At 67.6% G+C, this 19,812-nt stretch carries 20 protein-coding genes; 9 read left to right on the forward strand and 11 right to left on the reverse strand.

The genetic code is table 11. The annotated features are described in order from the left end of the window. Positions 1 to 79 precede the first annotated feature (79 nt). Positions 80 to 748 (forward strand): LexA family transcriptional regulator, encoded by a 669-nt coding sequence (locus tag ACTIFP_RS10895; protein ID WP_439568743.1) that lies wholly within the window; start codon positions 80 to 82, stop codon positions 746 to 748. Positions 749 to 751: 3 nt separating this feature from the next. On the opposite strand, the gene ACTIFP_RS10900 is transcribed toward ACTIFP_RS10895, so the two are convergent. Next, entirely contained in the window at positions 752 to 1,057 is a 306-nt protein-coding gene (locus ACTIFP_RS10900) for a hypothetical protein (protein WP_439568744.1), read from the reverse strand. A 194-nt stretch (positions 1,058 to 1,251) separates the two neighbouring features. Between ACTIFP_RS10900 and ACTIFP_RS10905 the strand changes: the two genes are divergently transcribed. Both ACTIFP_RS10905 and aqpZ read left to right on the forward strand, forming a co-directional pair. After that, on the forward strand, positions 1,252 to 2,538 hold the full coding sequence (locus ACTIFP_RS10905; protein ID WP_439568745.1) for a methyl-accepting chemotaxis protein: 1,287 nt from the start codon (positions 1,252 to 1,254) through the stop codon (positions 2,536 to 2,538). A gap of 99 nt (positions 2,539 to 2,637) precedes the next feature. Then, a complete protein-coding gene (aqpZ, locus tag ACTIFP_RS10910) occupies positions 2,638 to 3,363 on the forward strand; it encodes an aquaporin Z (protein ID WP_439568746.1) in 726 nt (241 codons plus the stop codon). Positions 3,364 to 3,400: 37 nt separating this feature from the next. Here the strand turns inward: aqpZ and galU are convergent, their stop codons facing one another. From galU to ACTIFP_RS10940, 6 genes are all read right to left on the reverse strand, one after another. After that, positions 3,401 to 4,264, reverse strand: coding sequence for a UTP--glucose-1-phosphate uridylyltransferase GalU (gene galU / locus ACTIFP_RS10915; protein ID WP_439568747.1), 864 nt, complete (start codon positions 4,262 to 4,264; stop codon positions 3,401 to 3,403). Between the two features lie 62 nt (positions 4,265 to 4,326). After that, positions 4,327 to 4,827, reverse strand: coding sequence for an OmpA family protein (locus tag ACTIFP_RS10920; protein ID WP_439568748.1), 501 nt, complete (start codon positions 4,825 to 4,827; stop codon positions 4,327 to 4,329). Positions 4,828 to 4,843: 16 nt separating this feature from the next. Continuing rightward, positions 4,844 to 6,061 (reverse strand): diguanylate cyclase, encoded by a 1,218-nt coding sequence (locus ACTIFP_RS10925; protein WP_439568749.1) that lies wholly within the window; start codon positions 6,059 to 6,061, stop codon positions 4,844 to 4,846. After that, complete coding sequence (locus ACTIFP_RS10930) at positions 6,058 to 6,603, reverse strand: YfiR family protein (RefSeq protein ID WP_439568750.1); 546 nt, start codon at positions 6,601 to 6,603, stop codon at positions 6,058 to 6,060. Before ACTIFP_RS10930 ends, ACTIFP_RS10925 begins: the two co-directional genes overlap by 4 nt. Before the next feature lie 200 nt (positions 6,604 to 6,803). Then, positions 6,804 to 7,337, reverse strand: coding sequence for a peptide-methionine (S)-S-oxide reductase MsrA (gene msrA / locus ACTIFP_RS10935; protein ID WP_439568751.1), 534 nt, complete (start codon positions 7,335 to 7,337; stop codon positions 6,804 to 6,806). Between the two features lie 66 nt (positions 7,338 to 7,403). After that, positions 7,404 to 8,396 carry a M48 family metalloprotease gene (locus tag ACTIFP_RS10940; RefSeq protein ID WP_439568752.1) on the reverse strand — a complete coding sequence of 331 codons (993 nt, stop codon included), beginning with the start codon at positions 8,394 to 8,396 and terminating at the stop codon, positions 7,404 to 7,406. Positions 8,397 to 8,500: 104 nt separating this feature from the next. On the opposite strand from ACTIFP_RS10940, the gene ACTIFP_RS10945 reads away from it, so the two are divergent. From ACTIFP_RS10945 to ACTIFP_RS10970, 6 genes are all read left to right on the forward strand, one after another. After that, the gene (locus ACTIFP_RS10945) at positions 8,501 to 9,550 is read left to right on the forward strand and encodes a COX15/CtaA family protein (RefSeq protein ID WP_439568753.1); all 1,050 of its coding nucleotides are present in this window, start codon (positions 8,501 to 8,503) and stop codon (positions 9,548 to 9,550) included. Then, positions 9,547 to 10,347, forward strand: coding sequence for a hypothetical protein (locus tag ACTIFP_RS10950; protein ID WP_439568754.1), 801 nt, complete (start codon positions 9,547 to 9,549; stop codon positions 10,345 to 10,347). Before ACTIFP_RS10945 ends, ACTIFP_RS10950 begins: the two co-directional genes overlap by 4 nt. 182 nt (positions 10,348 to 10,529) lie before the next feature. Continuing rightward, complete coding sequence (gene rplM, locus ACTIFP_RS10955) at positions 10,530 to 11,009, forward strand: 50S ribosomal protein L13 (protein WP_439568882.1); 480 nt, start codon at positions 10,530 to 10,532, stop codon at positions 11,007 to 11,009. Continuing rightward, entirely contained in the window at positions 11,009 to 11,506 is a 498-nt protein-coding gene (gene rpsI, locus ACTIFP_RS10960) for a 30S ribosomal protein S9 (RefSeq protein WP_439568755.1), read from the forward strand. The genes rplM and rpsI overlap by 1 nt, the downstream gene beginning before the upstream one ends. Positions 11,507 to 11,709: 203 nt before the next feature. Further along, entirely contained in the window at positions 11,710 to 15,210 is a 3,501-nt protein-coding gene (locus ACTIFP_RS10965) for an autotransporter domain-containing protein (RefSeq protein WP_439568756.1), read from the forward strand. A 78-nt stretch (positions 15,211 to 15,288) separates the two neighbouring features. After that, complete coding sequence (locus ACTIFP_RS10970; protein WP_439568883.1) at positions 15,289 to 15,897, forward strand: PepSY domain-containing protein; 609 nt, start codon at positions 15,289 to 15,291, stop codon at positions 15,895 to 15,897. Positions 15,898 to 15,906: 9 nt separating this feature from the next. On the opposite strand, the gene ACTIFP_RS10975 is transcribed toward ACTIFP_RS10970, so the two are convergent. The 4 genes from ACTIFP_RS10975 to ACTIFP_RS10990 are packed head-to-tail and all read right to left on the reverse strand — an operon-like array spanning position 15,907 to position 19,775. Beyond that, positions 15,907 to 16,962 carry a phosphotransferase gene (locus ACTIFP_RS10975; protein WP_439568757.1) on the reverse strand — a complete coding sequence of 352 codons (1,056 nt, stop codon included), beginning with the start codon at positions 16,960 to 16,962 and terminating at the stop codon, positions 15,907 to 15,909. After that, positions 16,959 to 18,047 carry a hypothetical protein gene (locus ACTIFP_RS10980; protein ID WP_439568758.1) on the reverse strand — a complete coding sequence of 363 codons (1,089 nt, stop codon included), beginning with the start codon at positions 18,045 to 18,047 and terminating at the stop codon, positions 16,959 to 16,961. The genes ACTIFP_RS10975 and ACTIFP_RS10980 overlap by 4 nt, the downstream gene beginning before the upstream one ends. Before the next feature lie 52 nt (positions 18,048 to 18,099). Then, positions 18,100 to 18,948: a metallophosphoesterase family protein gene (locus ACTIFP_RS10985; RefSeq protein ID WP_439568759.1), complete on the reverse strand. Its 849-nt coding sequence runs from the start codon at positions 18,946 to 18,948 to the stop codon at positions 18,100 to 18,102. Continuing rightward, positions 18,945 to 19,775 carry a diacylglycerol/lipid kinase family protein gene (locus ACTIFP_RS10990; protein ID WP_439568760.1) on the reverse strand — a complete coding sequence of 277 codons (831 nt, stop codon included), beginning with the start codon at positions 19,773 to 19,775 and terminating at the stop codon, positions 18,945 to 18,947. Before ACTIFP_RS10990 ends, ACTIFP_RS10985 begins: the two co-directional genes overlap by 4 nt. Positions 19,776 to 19,812: the final 37 nt, after the last annotated feature.

Raw genomic sequence — 19,812 nt, forward strand, 5'->3', positions numbered from 1 at the left:
TGCCGCTCAATTTCCTACTTGTCTAGGAAAAATCCGCTTGCTAAGAAACAAATAGGAAGGACCAGCCCCAAGCCACCCGATGAGCGACCATGTTTCCGATCCGCGCGCTGCGCTCGACCGCCTGCTGGCCGACAAGGGCATCGACTATGCGCGCCTGTCGCAGGTGATCGGGCGCAACCCCGCCTATATCCAGCAATATATCAAGCGCGGTTCGCCGCGGCGGCTCGCCGAACAGGACCGGGCGCGGATCGCCGCTTATCTCGGCGTATCCGAAGCGCTGCTCGGCGGCCCGGTCCAGCGCGTCGCCACCCCGGCGCGGCTGCGCGGGCCGGGGATGATCCTCGTCCCGAAACTGGCGATCGGCGCGTCGGCGGGCGCGGGCGCCAGCGTCGAGGGTGAACCGGTCGAGGGCGAGGTCGCGTTCGACCCCAAATGGCTGCGCGACCTCGGCGCCGATCCGCGCGCGCTCAGCATCATTCGGGTCGAGGGCGATTCGATGGCGCCGACGCTGAACGACGGCGACGACATCCTGGTCGATGGCGGCGACGCCGCGGCGCGGCTGCGCGACGGCATCTATGTGCTGCGCATGGACGATGTGCTGATGGTCAAACGTATCGCGCGCGCGCCGGGGCCGGGCCGCATTTCGGTGATCAGCGACAACCCGCATTACCGCAGCTGGGACGACCTGCCGATGGCATCGGTGCGGCTGGTCGGCCGCGTCGTGTGGACGGGGCGGCGGGTGCGGTAGCGTTTAGCGCGGCGCCGCCATCAGCGCTTCGATCTCATGCTCCAGCACCTCGGCGCGCTGGCACTGTTCCTCATTGCCGCCCTGGCATTTTTCGGCCGCCTTGTCGCGCTGGCGCGACAGCTTGCCCAGCTGTTCCTCGCGCTGGCGCATCTCGCGGCCGCGGTTGCGATCCGATTCGTCCTGGCTGGTCGTCGTCCAGTCGGCGACCTGCCCGACGGCCTTGACCGGGGCGGTGACGACGCTCTTGACCGCGCTGAAACAGCCGGTCAGCAGCGGCAGCGCCGCCAGGGCGATGATGATGGCACGCATAATTTTCTCCTCGCCTCCGCCGCCGCGCGGCCCGGCGTCCCATCGCATAGCCGCCGCGATCTGAACAGAATATTGCGACAGATCGCCTTGGCGCCGCGGCCTTGTGTCACAGCATTGAAACAAATGGTTAAAGCGGTGTTTACCAACACCGCCTAGGGATTGCGCCAACATAGATCGCAGCGCGAAGAGAGACGATGACCGTGATGGCTCCCGCCTTTACCCCCACCTCCGGCCATGCCGCGGCGATCGGCGCCGATGCGCATATGGCAGAGGTCATCGACCTGTTCCGCGGCAATCCCGAACTGCGCGGGCTCGCGGTGCTCGACGCCGACGCGCGCCCGATCGGCATCATCCGCGAACAGCGGGTGCGCGAACTGCTGTTCTGCCCCTTCTGGTTTTCGCTGATGCAAAATCCGACGATCGGCGGCTCGATCGCCTCGATGATCGAACCCTGCCCGACCGCCGATGTCGCACAATCGACCACCGAATTGCTGCGCATTGCGGGCCAGGGCCGCGCGCGCGGCGAACTGATCCTGACCGAACGCGGCCGGTTCGTCGAAACGCTCGACAGCGGCCAGATCGCCAAGCTGGCGATGCTGCGCGACGTCGAACTGGCACAGGAGCGCGCGGCGCGGGCGACCCGGGTCGACGACGCCGGACGCCGGTTCCAGCAGGACATTACCGCGCTCACCGCCATCCTGTCCGACATGGCGCATCAGGTCGAAACTTTCGCCGCCACCTTGTCCGATCGCGCCCGCCAGACCGGGCGCGACGCGGTGACGGTCGCGGGGGCGACGGCGCAAACGCTGACCGGGCTGCACGAACTCGGCGATCGCGGCCACGCGCTCGCCGCGACGATGGCCCGGATCGTCGCCGACGGCGCGCGCGCGCGGACTATCCGCGGCGAGGCGCATGGCAAGGTGCGGCAGGCGGGCGAAAAGGCGAATGCGCTGAAAACCGCCAGCCAGTCGATCGAACAGATGCTGGCACTGATCATCGACATGGCGAGCCGTACCAACATGCTGGCGCTCAACGCCGGGATCGAAGCGGCGCGCGCCGGCGATGCCGGGCGCGGCTTTGCCGTCGTCGCGTCGGAGGTGAAGACGCTGGCCAGCCAGACGCGGGTCGCCGCCGGCGACATCGCCCAATATGTCGACCGCATCCGCGACATCGTCGGCCAGGTGGCGACCGGTTTTGTCGAGGTCGAACGCGCGATCGACGCCAATAACGGCTTTTCCGACGCGATCGACAGCGCGGTCGACGGGCAGAGCGCGACGACGCTGATGATCGCGAGCTATGTCGAACAGGCGGTCTCGGCGGGCCGCGAGATCGATCTGCGCGTCCAGGAAATCGGGCAGGGCGCAACCGCGGTCGGCGACGGCGCGCAGGCGCTGGGCGAATTGTCGGCGGGGCTGTCGGAGGCCGCGCGTTCGCTCGATCAGCGCGCCCGCCATTTTGTCGAAGCCGTCGCCGCTGCCTGATTTTTGGGCGCTTCGGCAAAGACTTGCCGCGCGCCATCCCGCTGCTAGGATGGCGCGGCGCCGGGGGCGTCCATGGCCGCCGGTGGGGAGGAGGGTCATATGACGAATGTACAAAAGGGCTTGGCCGAATTGATCGGCACATTCTGGCTTGTCTTCGGCGGCTGCGGCAGCGCGGTGCTGGCGGCGGCGTTTCCCGATGTCGGCATCGGATTGCTCGGCGTCTCGCTTGCTTTCGGTTTGACGGTCGTCACCATGGCCTATGCGATCGGCCATATTTCGGGCTGTCACCTCAACCCCGCGGTCACCGTCGGGCTGTGGGCGGGTGGCCGCTTCGACGCGCGCGACATCCCGCTCTATGTCGGCGCGCAAGTGGTCGGCGCGGTCATCGCGGCGTTCCTGCTGTTCTATATCGCCAGCGGCAACCCCGCTTATGACCTGGCGACTAACGGCCTCGCGGCCAACGGTTTCGATGCGGGGTCGCCGGGCGGTTACGACATCTGGTCGGCGTTCCTGATCGAAATCGTGCTGACCGCCTTCTTCCTGTGGATCATCATGGGCTCGACCGATGGTCGCGCCCCGGCGGGCTTCGCGCCGCTCGCCATCGGGCTGGCGCTGACACTGATCCACCTCATCTCGATTCCGGTCACCAACACCTCGGTCAATCCGGCGCGCAGCACCGGCCCGGCGCTGGTCGTCGGCGGGCTGGCGATCCAGCAACTGTGGCTGTTCTGGCTCGCACCGCTGATCGGCGGCGCGGTGGGCGGGCTGCTCTACAAGACGCTGGGCGCCGACACCTTCCCGAAACCGAATATCGAGGGCGAATAACCACCCGGCCGGCGGGGGCAGGGCGCCTCCGCCGGTCTTATTTCAGCAGATCGATGGCAAAAGCGCGGACCTCGTCCGCCATGTCGGGGCGTTCGAGCGCGACCGCGAGGTTGGCCTGGATATAGCCCGCCTTCGACCCGCAGTCGTAGCGCGCGCCGTCGAAGGTCACGGCGTGGAACGGCTGGTTGCCGATCATCGTCGCCATCGCGTCGGTCAGCTGGATTTCGCCGCCCGCGCCCCTTTCCTGCCCCTCGAGTACGCGCATCACCTCGGGCTGGAGGATATAGCGGCCCGAAATGATCAGGTTCGACGGCGCATCGGCGACTGCCGGCTTTTCCACCAGCCCGGTAACCTCGGTCAGCGCGCCGTTGTGCGCCCCCGGCGCGATCACGCCATAGCTTGATACCTGTTCGCGCGGCACTTCGAGCACCGAGATCAGATTGCCGCCGACCTGGTGGTACGCGTCGACCATCTGCTTCATGCAGCCGGGCGATCCGTGCATGAATTCGTCGGGCAGGAAGATCGCGAAGGGTTCGTCGCCGACGATCGCGCGCGCACACCAGATCGCATGACCCAGCCCCAGCGGCTCCTGCTGGCGAACATAGGCGCAATTGCCGGGGCCAAGCCGCGTCGGCTCCAGCACCGACAGATCCTTGCCGCGTTCGGACATCGTCTTTTCCAGCTCGAACGCGACGTCGAAATGATCCTCGATCGCGCTCTTGCCGCGGCCGGTGACAAAGATCATCTGCTCGATCCCCGCCTCGCGCGCCTCGTCGACCGCATATTGGATCAGCGGCCGGTCGACGACGGGCAGCATCTCCTTGGGGATCGCCTTGGTCGCGGGCAGAAAGCGCGTGCCGAGACCGGCAACGGGGAAAACGGCTTTGCGGATCGGTTTCATGGCCAGCGGCTTAGCCGCGAAAGATGGTCAAGAAAAGTCGAACCCGCGCTTGTTTTGCCACCTTATTGCGGGGTGACGATCACCACGACGCGGCGGTTGTCCTGGCGGCCTTCGTCGGTGTCGTTGCTCGACATCGGTACCGCTTCGCCGCGGCCGACGACCTGATCGGCGGTGAATGTCATCCCGCCGGCCAGCATCGGCGCCGCCACGGCCTCGGCCCGCGCCTGCGACAGCGTCAGATTATAGGCGGAAGCACCGGTCGAATCGGTGTGGCCTTCGACCCGCGCGGTCGTGATCCCGACCGCGACGAGGTTGGCCGCCGTCCGGGTTATCCGCGCTTGCTGCTCGGCCGGGACGCTGCTTTCGTTGACGGAAAAAAGCAGGCGTTCGGGCATGCTCAATGCCCAGCCGGGACCGTCTTCGACAAAACCTTCGGTCTTGAGCACCGCGATTTGCGCGGGCGTAAAGCCGGTCGGCGGCGGCACGCTCTGGCAGGCGGCGAGCAGCGCGGCAAAGGCGAGCATGCACAGGGCTCGGATGGGTCGGGCGATAGTTTGGGTCACGGCGATACTCCGCTGGTCATACTCGGGAACGGTTGGTCAGTTTGTCGGCATACATTGCGGCGTCGGCGGCGGTCAGCAGCGCCGTCGCGTCGTCGCCATGGTCGGGATAGACGGCGGCGCCGACGCTCACCGACGCGCGATAGCTCTCGCCGCCGGGCAGCGTCACGGGCTGGGCGACGCAGGCGCGAATATGATTGGCCAGATCTTCGGGCACCGCATCGGCGTCGAGCGGATCGATGATGACGACAAATTCGTCGCCGCCGATGCGCGCCGCGAAATCGCCCTTGCGCAGCGTGTCCTTGATGCACGCCGACAGCGCGACCAGCACCGCGTCGCCCGCGGCATGACCGAAATTGTCGTTCGCCGCCTTGAAATTGTCGGCGTCGATAAACAACAGCGCAAAGCGGTCGCCGCGCGTTTCGGCGGCGGCAATCCGCTGCGCCAGCTGTTCGTCAAAGGCATGGCGGTTCGGCATCGCGGTCAGCGTGTCGTGCGAGGCGCGGTGGGCGAGCACGGCGCGCTCGCTTTCCATATGCCCCTGCCAGCCCTGCAATTCGTCGAGCAGCGCATTGATGTCGCCGCCCAGCCGGTCGAGTTCGGCGATGCCCAGCGGCTGCACCCGCTTGTCGAACCGGCGGTGCAGGCGCACGTCGTGCGCGACGGTCGCGATCTCGTTGAGCGGTTTGACCAGCTCATATTCGAACCGCCTTGCCAGAAAGATGGTGCCGAGCGCGGTGACGAGCAGGCAACCAAGCCCGGCGAGCAACCCGATGCGGACATAGTCGATCAGGGTCGAGCTATCGCCCCAGACCTCGATCGTGCCGATCGCCGATCCGTTGCGGTCGACGGTCACCGCAAAGGGGCGCGGAAAGAACATCCGGGTCAGCAACGGCGCGGGGTCGGCCATCGGCGACGTCCATTGGGTCAGCGGCTGGCCGCGATCGTTCAGCACGCGCAGCCGCGCGATCCCGGGAATGCGGGTCAGCGGTTCCAGCCCTTCGCGCGCCGCTTGCGGGTCGTTGAACACCAGCGCGGGTTCGACGCCGTAGGCGCCCAGCTGCGCCGCCAGTTCCATGTTGCGGTCGGCATAGCCGCGCAGCGCGGTCACCCCCGCCAGCAGGATGGTGAGCCCCGACAGCGCGACCGCGAACAGCGTGATGCCGAAATGAAAGCGCGACAGCAGCTTTTGCAGCGTCGTGCGCGCGCCGATCCGTTCGGGGGTCTTGCCGGTCATGGCGCGCCTCCGTCGCTGCGCCCGATGCTCAGCACCCGCGGGTCGATACGCAGCGGGCCGCGCCCGATGGCGTCCAGATTGACCGAAAAGCTGAGGCTGGCGGCGCGGTTGCTCAAACAGAACATCGCGCCATAGATGCAGGCGGCGTCGTCGTCGGTGATCGTCAGGATCGGGCGGCCGCGGACCCACGCGATCAGCTGCCGCCGGTCGGCGATCGCCATGCGGCCGAGGAACAAGATGTCACAGCCGCTACGGCTGGTGGCCGCCGCCACGCTGATCCGCCGCACCGTCACCGATCCGGCGCCGGGCACGTCGGGCGCCATGCGATTGGTCAGCCGCGGGGTGCCGATCACGCACATCACGCGTGCCGCATCCGCCGACACGCCGGGCCAGCGTGCATAGCTGACGATGCCGCCGACCATCCGGTTGACCGCACGCGCCATACCGTCGCCGCTGTCCTCGACGATCGTCTGGCTTGCGGCCTGGACCGACATCTGGGGCGTCGTCAACGACGCGCCGATCAGAAACAGCGATGCCAGCACTTTGCAGAGACCCCCATCTGCGCCTGGAACGAGACCTAGTCTGCCCGAGCGAGGGGGTGTCCGCTAGCCAAAACGATTGGAAAGTCAATGAAAAGTGACGTCATGCGACCATATTGCAACAGTCGTTCGGACCCGAATGGCGAGCAATCGCGCACATGTTTCGTAATCCCGGCGAAGGCCGGGATGACGATCTGGAGAAGTCAGGCGCGCAGCCGGTCGGCAAATCCCTTGCGCAGCTTGGCGAGCTTCGGCGGGATCACCGCCATGCAATAGGGATTGCGCTGGCCTTCGCCCTCCCAATAGGCCTGATGATAATCCTCGGCCGGATACCAGTCGGACGCCGCTTCGATGGTGGTGACGATCGGCGCCGGCCAGTCGGCCGCAGCGCGGTCGATTCCGGCCCGTGCCGCGTCGCCCTGCGCGGCGTCGAGCGGGAACAGCGCGCTGCGATATTGGGTGCCGACGTCATTGCCCTGGCGGTTGAGCGTCGTCGGGTCGTGGGTCGCGAAATGGACATCGAGCAGGTCGGCGTAAGAGATCGCCGCGGGGTCGAAGGTGATACGGATCGCCTCGGCATGGCCGGTATCGCCGCCGCACACCTGCTTGTAAGTGGGGTTGGGAATCGCGCCGCCGATATAACCGCTCTCGACGCCTTCGACGCCTGCAAGCGATTGGAACACCGCCTCGGTGCACCAGAAGCAGCCTCCGGCAAAAATGGCGGTTTCGTGGGTCATGGCGTCGATCCTTGTCTGGCAAAGCTGGGGAAAAGCAGATGCTGCCCAAATAAGGCGCGCGCGGTGCTATTCCAAGGGTGGCGGCGCGTCGATCAGCGGCGGGCGCAGCGGCTGGCCCCCGGCACGCGCCGCCGCGATCGCCGCGACTTCGGCCTCGATCGATGCGACGCGGTCGCGCCAGCGCGGGTGGGTGCCGGCCTGGAACAGCGGACGCCCCTGGCGCTGGCCGAATTTCTGCCAAAAGCGCGCCGCGGCGGCGGGATCGTAACCCGCCCCCGCCAGCAGCCATGCCGACAGCCGGTCGGCCTCGACCTCGGTCTGCTTGAACAGCCGCGCGCTGCGGCCGAACTGCTTGCCCAGCCCGCGATCGACCCCCGCGGCGTCGAGCCGGGCGCGGTGGCGCAGGATATTATGCGCGATTTCATGCGCGATCGCCGCGGCCAGCTCGGCATCGTCGGCGGCAAATTGCGCCAGCCCATGGTTGACCAGCACCATCCGCCCGTCGGCGACGGCGCCGGGCTTTTCGCTCGCCTCGACGCGAAAGTCGCTGACGCATCCGGCAACGGGGGTGATGGGAAGCGCCGCGGCAGCGCCGACGTCGAGCGCGAGCGGCGCGGCGGCGGGCAGCGCTGCGAGCTGCATCTCGATCGCGGTGATCCGGGCAAAGGGGTGCGCGTCCCGCCCGTTCGGTACCGGCGCCGCCGCGATCCCGAGCACCGCCATGCCGACGCGCATTCCGGCCAGCGCCGCCGGTCCGGTCGGGGCGATCGCGGCGACAAAGGGCGCGTCGCGATCCGCCGCGCCATAGGCGGCGAGCGCTTCCGGCCGCCGCTCGGCATCGTAAAGCCGCGGGTCGCCCCAGATCCAGCCGAACTGCGGCTGCTGCTCGCGGCACCACGCGGCATTGGCGGTGGTCAGGCGAAACCCGATCGCCGCGACGCGCGCTTCCAGCGCGGCGAGCGAGGCATAGGGCGACGGATCGGCGCTGGCCGCGGCCTGGACCGGCGCCGCGGCCAGCAGCGCCAGCGCGGCAAGGATCGAAGGAGCACGGCGCAGCATCGCGCCCGCTTATCAAGCCTCGGCTGTCGCGGCCATGAATTTCCCCCGCCGCGCCGCGGCCGCCCCCTTGCCTATCGTCCGGCAAGCGCCGATAGGGCGGGGCGATGACGAACGCCGCGCCACTGTCTTCGCCCGCCGCCCGCCAACCCCGCCCCGCCGCGCTCGCGCGCTGGCTGTGGGCCGTCGCGCTGCTGGTGGTGATCGTCGTCGGGGTCGGGGGGGTCACCCGCCTGACCGAATCGGGGCTGTCGATCACCGAATGGCGCCCCGTTTCGGGCGTGCTGCCGCCGCTCAACGAAGCCGATTGGGTCAAGGAATTCGAAAAATACAAGCAGATCCCGGAATATAAGGAGATCAACCTCGGCATGACCCTGGCGGGGTTCAAGGCGATCTTTTTCTGGGAATGGCTGCACCGCATTCTGGGGCGCGTGGTCGGCATGGCGATGCTTGTGCCGCTGGTCTGGTACGCCTGGCAGCGCACGATCCCGGCGGGTTATGGCGGGCGGTTGCTGGCACTGACTTCGCTCGTCGGGCTGCAAGGCGCGCTTGGCTGGTGGATGGTCGCCTCGGGGCTCGAATATCGCACCGACGTCAGCCATTTCCGCCTCGCCGCGCATTTGCTCACCGCGCTGTTCCTGCTCGCGGGCCTGGTCTGGACCGCGCGCGACCTCGATGTTCTGGCTAGCGACCCCGCGGCGCGCCCGGCGCGGCTCACCGGCGGCGGCCTCGCGCTCATCGCCATCCTGTTCGTCCAGCTGCTGCTCGGCGCGTGGGTCGCAGGGCTCAATGCCGGATTCGTTGCCAGCAGCTGGCCGCTGATGAACGATCATTTCGTGCCAGAGGGGATCGACTGGACCCGCGGCGCCTGGATGGCGCTGACCAACGATCCCTTCCTGATCCATTTCCTGCATCGCTGGTGGTCGTGGATCGCGGCGCTGGCGTTGTTGCTCCTCGCCCGCGCGCTGGCGCGGCGCGGCGCCCGGCGCGAGGCCGGGCTGCTGCTCGCCGTCGTCGCAGCGCAAATGCTGCTCGGTATCTGGACCGTGGTGTCGGGCGTTTCGATGTGGGTTGCCGTGGCGCATCAGGTGGTGGGGGCGATCCTCGTCGCCATCGCCGCCGCGGCGCTGCACCGGCTGGGCCGCGCCGCCGCATGATGCTGCTCGGCGGTCTCGGCGGCGCGCTGCTGCTGATCGCCCAGCCGCTGCCGGCCGATGGCGACGCGCCGGTCGCCGCGACCGCGCAGCTCCACTTTGCCCCGCCGGTCGGGCGCCCGATGAGCTATCGCGTGACGACGCGCCGGATCGGCCGCGACGGGTCGCTGATCAATTTTTCGCTCGTCTATGCGCTGCAATGGCAACGGATCGGGCGCGGCTACCAGCTCGACGCGACGCTGGAGCGGATCGATTCGGACGCGCCGCCCGCGGTGACCCGCGCGCTGACGATGATGCTCCAGCCGCTGGTCGGCGAACCGCTGGCCTATCTGGTTGCCCCCGACGGCAGCCGCATCGACCTGGTCGATCCCGACGGATTGTGGGAACGGGCGTCGGCGCGGATCCAGGCGACGGGTGCCGAGGGGCGCCGTGCCGAGGCGAAGCAACTGGCCGCGCTGATCGCGGCGCTGCCTGCCGCCGAGCGCGACCGGCTGGCGACCGCCGACGTGCGCGCGCTGGTGGCATCGGCGAACGGTGCGATTCCGGTGGCTGGCCCGGCCGACGGCGCCAGCGTGTCGATGCTCCACGGCGGGGCGCTGCGCACGATCGCCAGGGTCGAAAGCCAATCGGCGGCGGTCGGCGGCAGCGGCGCGCCGCTCCAGATCGACCATCTGTGGACCGTCGACACCGCGACCGGGCTGGTGGTGCACGAACGGCGGCAGAGCTGGATTGTCGAGCCGGGCGGCGACGGGCGGACGCTTGTCGAGGAGCGCGTACGGGCGCTGGAACCCGCGTCCTAAATTGACAGGTATCATAATACCTGTCAGCAAAGCCGCTCTACGCTTGACTTTCCGCCCGCTTGGCGCCATTGGCCCGCTCCGAAGCGCCGCTGCGTCCAGCATGGATCAGGCGGCGCGGTTTGTTTCGGGCGCTGGTGCATCGTTCCATCGCCCCGTCCCCATCTGTCAAGGAGGTCGCCATGATGAAGGCGCTGACCAAGACGACCGCATCGGCGAACGCCGCGACGGTCGAAAAGAAATGGGTGCTGATCGACGCCGAGGGCCTCGTTGTGGGCCGCGTTGCATCGATCATCGCCAACATCCTGCGCGGCAAGCACAAGCCGTCGTTCACCCCCCACGTCGATTGCGGTGACAATGTCATCGTCATCAACGCGGAGAAGGTGGCGTTCACCGGCAAGAAGCTGGCCGACAAGCGCTATTACAAGCACACCGGCTATGCCGGCGGCATCAAGGAAACGAGCCCCGCGAAGATCCTCGAAGGCCGTTTTCCCGAGCGCGTGCTCGAAAAGGCTGTCGAACGCATGATCCCGCGCGGCCCGCTCGGCCGTCAGCAGATGCGCAACCTGCGCATCTTCGCTGGCACCCAGCATCCGCATGAAGGGCAGAACCCCGAAGTGATCGATGTCGCGTCGATGAACCGCAAGAACAAGGTGGGTGCATAATGGCTGACGAACAGACCATGACCGATCTCAAGGATCTCGCCGGCGCCGTCGAAGGCACCGTCGCCGCTCCGACCAGCAACACGCCGCTGCGCGAAAAGCAGGTCGACAAGCAGGGCCGCGCTTATGCGACCGGCCGCCGCAAGGACGCCGTCGCCCGCGTGTGGGTCAAGCCCGGCACGGGCAAGATCACCGTCAACGGCCGCGACCAGGAAGTCTATTTCGCGCGTCCGACGCTGCGTCTCGTCATCAACCAGCCGTTCGGCCTGACCGATCGCGTCGGGGCTTATGACGTGATCGCCACCGTCAAGGGCGGCGGTCTGTCGGGCCAGGCGGGCGCGGTGCTGCACGGCATCGCGCAGGCGCTGACCCGTTTCGAACCCGCGCTGCGCGGCGTGGTGAAGTCGGCCGGCTTCCTGACCCGCGACAGCCGCGCCGTCGAGCGTAAGAAGTACGGCAAGGCCAAGGCCCGCCGCAGCTTCCAGTTCTCGAAGCGCTAATCGCTTTCTTCCGTCGACGGACGGAGAAGGGAAGGGCGGTCCGGCAACGGGCCGCCCTTTTTCGTGCGTTGGGGGCCGCCCCTTAAGCGGGGTTAAATATCAGTAAATAGGCCATTGTCTAATCGCCGCGCGCAGCTAAGCTACCCCCATGCGCCGACTCTCTGACCCAGAGGAGGTGTACACTTATACTTTGGGGGTAGTTTATGAATTTTCATTTTGATTCGCGGCGCATGCGCCGCGGAGCGTTGCTCACGTCGGTTTGCGTCGCGGGCCTGTTGCAAGCGGCACCGGCGCTGGCCGAGGCCGATGCGGGCATCGCGCCGACCGGCGGCGAGGGCCATATCACGGTCACGATTCCCGAACCTCAGGCCAATCTGGTCCCGGTCACGCCGGGACCGACGATCCAGCAGATTACCCCCGAACCCGAAATCCTGATCGCCAACCCCGGCACGCCCGTCACCGCGCGCGACCCGGTGAACATCACCGGCGTCGGTCAGATGATCATCGACAATGGCGGCGGCTTCGTCGGCCTGTGCACCGGCACGCTGATCAATCCGCGCACCGTGCTGCTCGCGGCGCACTGCGTGAACACCCGCGCGGCGACCGCTTATGGCGCCAATTCGGGCGGCACCGCGATCGGCTTCGGCTTTGAAACCAACACCCGCGCCAACGCCGCGGGCCAGACCGACGAACTGGTGCGCTGGCTGCTCGGCGGCGCCGGCGGGGCCGGCAAATATCAGACCAACACCGCGCAGGCCTTCTACAACGCGAACTGGCTGGCCTATAATCCGCTGTCGCTCGAACCGGCGGCGCGCAGCTTTCTGTACGGCGACGTCGCGCTGGCGTCGCTCGACACGCCCGCGGCCAATATCCCGACCTGGGCGATGCTGTTCTCGCCGCTGCCCGCGCCCGACGCGATCACCGCGGCGGGAACCGGCTATAATGTCGGCATCGTCGGTTACGGCAACAACGGCACCGGGACGAGCGGCGCGGCGGGCAGCGATTTTCGCCGCCGTGCCGCCGAAAACATCCTCGGGGCGCTGACCGACATCCAGACGTTCGAAGGCTTTCTGTTCGGCGGCGCGCCCAACGGCCTGACCCAGAATCTCTATTTCCTCGACTTCGACGATCCGCGGCGCGGGATGACCGGGGCCAGCCCGTTCGACTTCAACGCGTTTCGCGACAATGCGCGCGCCAACCCGAACGGCGCTTCGCTCGAAGGCATCACGTCGCAGGGCGATTCGGGCGGGCCGCTGATCCTGCAGAACTTCTCGCGCCAGGTGGTGATCGGGGTGTTGTCGGGCGGTTACACCCGCTTTTTCACCGGCCAGCCAGCGAACGGTTATGGCACGGTGTCCTTCTATCAGCCCGCTTATCTCTATTGGGACTGGATCGCGGCGAACAACCCCTATCATTATGTCTCGGCCAGGGCGGGCAACGGGTCGTGGACCGATCCCAATCACTGGGTATCGACGATCGACCCGTCGTACATGATCCTGTCGAACGGCCAGCTGGTCAACGGCATCCCGACGCTGACGGGTGAGCAGAAGACCGGCACCACCGGCGATTTCGGACAGATTTGTTTCCAGAGCGGCGGCGTCAGCGATTGCCTCGACACCCGCACCGGGGTCGAGGTCGTCGAAAACCGGCCGATCGGCACGTCGGGCGACAATGCGGGCTCGGCATCGATCGCCGACATTACCGGCGGCGCCACCGCGACGCGCGACGCGCTGATCCCCGGCGCCCAGCCCGAGGCGCAGGCAGCGGCGACCCCGCTGCCCGCCGCGACGCTCGCCAACGGCCTGCCCGGCGCGACCAATTTCGTGCCGAACAACGTCGACCCGGTGCGCACCGCGGGCACCGCGCCGCGCTATTTCGATGTGACGCTCAGCGCTACCGGGCTGACGACGCTGTCGGGCGCCAGCGTGACGGTCGACCGGCTGACGATCGGCACTGCGGGCGCTGCGCTCCAGATCGATACGGGTGCGTCGCTGTCGTCGCTGATCAACGTCAACCAGCTGGCGGGCATGGTCACGGTCAACGGCACGCTCAGCTCGGTCGGCGACTACAGCCTGTTCGGCGGCGGCCTGATGGGATCGGGGCGGATCAACACGCCGTTCCTGACCAGCGTGCTCGGCCAGATCGCGCCGGGCACCCCGACGACGATCGGCACGCTGACCGTCGGCGGCAATCTGGTGCTGTCGTCGGGCAGCAACCTGTTCATCAACTTCGGCCCTAACGGCACGTCCGACGTGCTCGCGGTCGTCGCGAACGGCACCTCGACGGGAACGGCGACGCTGGGCGGCGCGGTCAGCTTCTCGCCGGTGGCGGGGACGCAGGTCACCGCAGGCAATCGCTACACCTTCCTGACCGCCGCGGGCGGCGTGAGCGGTACCTTCAGCTCGGCCAACGCGCTGTCGGCGATCCTGACCCCGCGTCTGACCTATGGCCCGAACAGCGTGTCGGTCGAAATCCAGGCAGGGCTGTACCGCAACGTCGTCGCCGCTACTGCGGTGCAGGGCGCCTATGCCCAGCTGCTCGACCAGTCGCGCGGCACCGCGGGCCTCGCCGGTGTCTATGGTCCGCTCGACCTGCAGAACGCTGCAACGATCCGCGCGACGCTCGAAAGCTGGGCGCCGCGCACCGAAACGCTGCGTGGGTCGCTCGCGACGGTGGCGGTCGACAATATGTCGCGCTTCTATCGCGATCGCCTGCTCCAGCTTGATGACGGCGACATGGGCGGCACCCTGTCGATGATCGGCCGACCGGTGCAGCTTGCGCATCTCAACATGACCGCGGCCGGCGCCGACACGATGGCGGTGCGCTCGGACAGCGATGCGGTGACGGTGCAGCAGGGCCGCTTGCCCGACGACACCAGCGCCTTCTTGGCTGGCGGCTATCTCGACGGCGACAGCCGCCCGATGGCCAGCGCGCTGCCCGGCGGCGGCCGCGACCAGTTCGACGGCTTCTATCTGGCCGGCGGCATCGAAAAGGCGCTCGATGAAGGCAGCGTGATCAGCTTCGCGCTCAGCTACACCGACGTCGACGGCACCACCCCGGTCGCGGGTCAAAAGGCCAGCGGCAGCCTGTATCAGGGCACGCTGTACGGCAAGGCTGCACTGGGCGGCGGGATCGAACTGGCGACGCAGGTCAGCGCCGGTGCGTTCGATTCGCGCACGACGCGGGTTGCCGACCTGGTCGGCACGCCGTTCACGCTGACCGGCGACGACACCTCGCTGATCTTCACCGGCGAGGTCAGCCTGGCGAAGAATTTCGACCTTGGTTCGGTCGAATTCGGGCCGCGGGTTGCGGCGCGGGCGAGCCATATCGGCTTTTCCGACATCAAGGAAAATGGCGGCGGTCCCGCGCTGCGGCTCGACCGGTCGAGCTTCAACAGCTTGCAGGCGCGCGCCGGTCTGGCGCTGTCGGGCAAGAAGGGGAGCAGCTTCCAGCCGCACCTCAGCGCCGATTTTGTCCATGAGTTCGAGGACGCCCCGGCGTCGTTCGGCGCGACCTTCGTCGGCGGCCCCGGACCCAATGCGATCTTCGGCCTCGCGGGGACCGACAAGGACTGGTTCGAAGTCGGCGGCGGCATCACGGTGACCACCGGCAATGTCGACCTGTCGATCGGCGCCGACACGACGATCGGACGCAAGGATGTGTCGAACCAGAGCTATCGCGGTTCGGTGACCTTCCACTTCTGATCGGAACCCGGCCAAAAAAAGGGGGAGGGCGGCTCGGCGACGGGCCGCCCTTTTTCGTCGCTGGGTCATGGAGTTGACATCGCGGGATGGACATGGCGATGTGAAGCCTCCTTCTTTCGAAAGCCTCTCATGACCCATGCAACGCTGATCCGGTGGCATATGCTGACCGCGGCATTTCTGTTTCCCGCCATTCTGCTCTTTCTGATGACGGGCGCGCTTTATACTTGGGGCATCAAGGGCGATTATGCGTCGGCCGAATATGACGTTGCGCTCACCGCGCCCCTGACCAAAGATAAGGATGCGTTGCAGGCGGTGGCCACCGCCGAACTGGCGCGCCGCCAGATCGCGTTGCCGTCCGGCGCCGCGTCGGTGAAGTCGATGGGCGATGCTTTTCAGTTGGAATGGACGGGAACGCGGCGCGACGTGCTGCTCGATGCGACCGACGACGCAATGGTCGCCAAATTGACGGTCAAAGATACGGGCTGGCACCGCTGGCTGGTGCAAATGCACAAGGCGAAGGGCGGGACCGCGTTCAAGATTTATGCGGTGATTCTGGCGCTCGGCCTTCTGTTCCTGGTTGTGTCGGGCCTTTTGATGGCGTGGCGCGTCCGCGCGATGCAGCGTCCTGCCGTGCTGGCCTCCTTGGCAGGGCTTGGCGCCTTTGTTGGGATCGCCCTGATTTCCTGAGGATAGACTCTAAATCAGGTCGAGGCTCCCGAGCGCCAGCGCTTGACGCGCTGGGCGTTCGGCCATCACCGCAAACATTTCGTCACCGCGGTCGGTGCGCTCGACGTTCATCGAGGCGAAGACCGCCATGAAATAGCCGCTGAGCGCCCCGACACGATAATCGTCCCACAGCGCCGCGGGGTCGGGATCGACGCCATGCGCGCGCAGCGCCGCCAGCCAATGGTCGAAGGCGGGGCGGTCGGCGGCGGCGCGCTCGAACGGGTCGGCGATGCTGGTGCCGACCAGATAAGCGAGATCGGTCGCGCCGCTGCCGCGCCCCAGCGTCTGCCAGTCGACGAGCCAGCAGGCATCGCCATCGGGGGCGAAGAGGATGTTGTCGATCCGCAGGTCGCCATGGACCAGCGTCCGTGCCGCAGGTTCGCGCGACAAATAGGCGTCTAGTTTCGCCACGATGCCGGCGCCAACTTCCAGGATTTCGGGCGCAAGGCGGGCCGCGTAACGCTCGCGAAATCCCAGATAGAGCTGCGGGAACAGTGCGCGGACCAGATCGCCATTGTCGCGCGCAAACCAAGGCAGCTGCGCGAGGCGCGGATCGTTCCACAGAAGGGCGTGGAGGCTGGCGGCGGCGTCGATACACGGGACGAGCCCGGCAAGGCCAAGCCCCGCAAGCTGGTCGCCCTGCCGCGCGGGGGCGAGGTCGGAGAGGATGAGGACGAAGTCGACCTCGTCGTCGGCGATCTCCGAATGGTGGCAACGCGGCGCCGGAACCCCGCTTGCCGCGGCAAGCTCGCGGTACCAGCTGACTTCCTTGACATAGGTACCGGTGAGCTTGGCGATGTTGCGGCTGGCCTCGTCATGGCTCGGGCATTTGGCGATGACGGTCGCGGGGGCGTCGGCGCCATCCTGCCAGTCGCCATCCTCCCAATCGAGCGTCAGGCGGTAGCTGTCGCACATCTGCCCGGTGCCGACCTTGGCCGCGGTGAACCCCTTCAACCGCCCTGACTGCCCAAGCACCGCGCCGAGCCAGTCGGCGCTGATCGCGTCGGGCGACGTCGGAAAGCTCATGCAGCGGGGTCCATCAGTCCGGTCAGGCCGGTCGGCGCGTGCGGGCCGACGAACAATTGTTCGAGCACGCCAATGCCGACGTCGGTGCGGTCGCCGTCGGTCAGCTCGGCACGAACCAGCGCTTGCACGTGCATCGCCAGCGGATTGCCCCACGCTCGCTCGGCTTCGGACAGGCGGTCGTGCGCCACTTCGAGGTCGCCATGATCGAAGCCATGACCCCAAATGGGATGGGTGTACCCAAGCCCGCTCATCGCGAACAAAGGCTCGCTGGGGGTGAGCGTCAGGCGCGTGCTGCCATCGAAGTCGGCAGTCAACCCGGTCAGGCGCCGCGTGCCCGGCTGCCATTCGGCGGCAAAGGCCGGATCGGCGAAATGGCGCTCGCTGCCGTTGCCGCTCACCAGCACCGCGCGGCGGTTCCACGCGCTGCCTTCGCCATCGTCGTTGCTGTGAAAGAACAGCGAGCGATCGGCGAAATTGCACGGCGTCCACAGCCAGAAGAATTGGTGGAAATTTCCCTGCGGCGGCGGTTGCGGTTCGGCGGCGCCGACCGGGCGGATGCCCCAGCTGCGGTCGCGGGTTCCGGCGCAGTCAGCGCCGATCTCGACCCGCCGCCCATCGACCGTCAGCCAGCCCGACCAATGGCCGTTCTGGGTCATGCGGGTATAGTCCATGAACAGGCGGGTGCCGTTGCGGCGAGTGAACCGCGGTTCCTCGATCGGGAAATGGCGCGCGGTGAAATGCAGCTCGCCGGTGAGCGGGCCGTCGTTCGCCGCGATGGTCAGCGTCAGCCGCTTCAGCGGCTCGTCGATGCGGATCGCGATCGGCCCGACCGTCAGGTCGAGCCGCTCGCCCGCCGAGCGGCGGCTGGCGCGCAGATTATGCTGCACCCCGCCGATCAGCACACAGAACGCCGCATCGACGATGCCGAGCTGTGGATAAAATCCCATCGCCGCGGCGAAGAATATCGATCCGTCGGGCGCGTAGCCGTTGAAGAAATAGCGGTCGTAAAAATTGCGGTCGGTACCCGCGAACGCGATCGGTTCGGCGCTCTGGTGCAGCGGGAAATCGTCGCCCTTGGTCAGCATCGCTTATCCTCATCCCGTTTTTTCTTGCAACCTAACGTGATGAGACGCGGCGTCAATGCACCGGCGGATCCACCGGCGGAACGGCGTGGATCGGCGCCACCGGCTCGCCAGGTTCGCGCGGGGGCAGTGCGTCGGGGGGCACGCCCGCGATCTGCATGTCGGGGGTCGGCACCGCGTCGATGTTGCGGACCCGAACCGCCACGTCGCCGTCCCTGATCCTGAGTTCGTTGAAGCTGGGCGGGGTCGAACGGATGCGCTGCGACAGCGTCCCCGCTCCGATCATGCGGATCGAACCTGCGGCGGTCGGCGCCACCAAGTCGAAAGCATCATGGACATGGCCGGTCAATACCGCCGCGACGCCGCGTCCCGCCAGCGCCTCGAGCGCGCGCGCGCCGCCGCGGGTCAGCGCGCGGCCCTTTGTCCCGGCCTCGACCAGCGGATGATGCGCGGTGACCAGCGCGGTGGTGCCGCCCGGGAGTGCGTCGATCGCCGCCAGCGTCTTGGCGAGCGCACCGCGCGTCACCCAGCCCTTCGACCAGTCGAGCCGCCACTGGGCGCGCGCGGTGGTTTTCAGCGGCACGACCGCGACGCCCGCAAGGTTCAACTCGCGTTCGACCAGCCGCTCGATCCGGCGGATGCGGCGATACGGCCAGAAAAAGCGCGCGAACGGGTTGAAATAGGGCAGGTCATGGTTGCCGACCTCGACCGTGACCGGCACATCGAGCGCCTCGATCCAGTCGCACGCCGCGGCAAACTCATGCGATCGCGCGCGCATCGTGAGGTCGCCGGTGATCAGCACCGCATCGGGCTGTTCGCGGCGGACGCATTCGCGAAACCAGTCGAGCGCGGCGCGATCCTCCAGCCCGAAATGCAGGTCGCTGATATGGAACAGCCGCGTCATGCCGTCGCGATGAAATCGACCGCGCTGGTGCCGAGCGAAAATTTGGCGGGTGACGCGACCTCTTGCAGTTCGCCGTCATATTCCAGGCTGATCGGTTGGTCGCTTTCCAGCACGACGGCCTCGCTGGTTGCGATCGGCTCGCTCGGCCCGTCGCGAAAATCGCCCCCCAGCCACGCGAGGCCGTGGCGCAACACGTCGCCGGTGCCTTCGGTCAATATGCCGTCGGCGCGGATGCCCGCCGCGGTCGGGGTCAGGATCACCGCGGGATAGGCCTTGCCGTCGGTGCCCACGCGGACGCCGGGGGCGTTCATCATCTCGTCGAGCGCGTCGGGCGCCGCGCGGCTCGCCTCGATCAGCCCATCCTGCCGCATCGTCTCGCGCACCTCGGCCCAGCGCGTCGCGGGACCGGCGACGACGGTGATGAAGGCGGTGCCGGCGCCGGACACGACCGTCGGGATCGGGCTGCGCCGCGCCCTGCCTTGCAGGGCATCGGTCAAAATCTCAGACACCGGCCGGTCGCCGTGCAACGCCTTGGAGAGCAGGTTCAAGGTTCCGCCGGGAAGCGCGAGGATCGCACCGTCCCAGCCCGCCCCCTGCGTCGCGGCGGCATTGATCGTGCCGTCGCCGGTCCACACCAGCAGCAGGTCGATGTTCTGCTGTTTGAGCGCGGCGGCATCGGGGATGTCGCCGTCGGGCAGCGCAAAGGTCGCGACCAGCGGCGCGCCATGCGTGCGGCACAGTTCGGCGATCTGGTCGCGGACAGCCTCGTCATGGCTGCCGCTTTGAGTGTTGCAGAGCAGGGCGGGGCGGGTGAAGGAACCGGTCATCGCGCTGTCCTACGCATGAAGAGGAAAAAGGTGGCGA

This window comes from Sphingopyxis sp. (genome assembly GCF_051861155.1).
Taxonomy (GTDB): Bacteria; Pseudomonadota; Alphaproteobacteria; order Sphingomonadales; family Sphingomonadaceae; genus Sphingopyxis.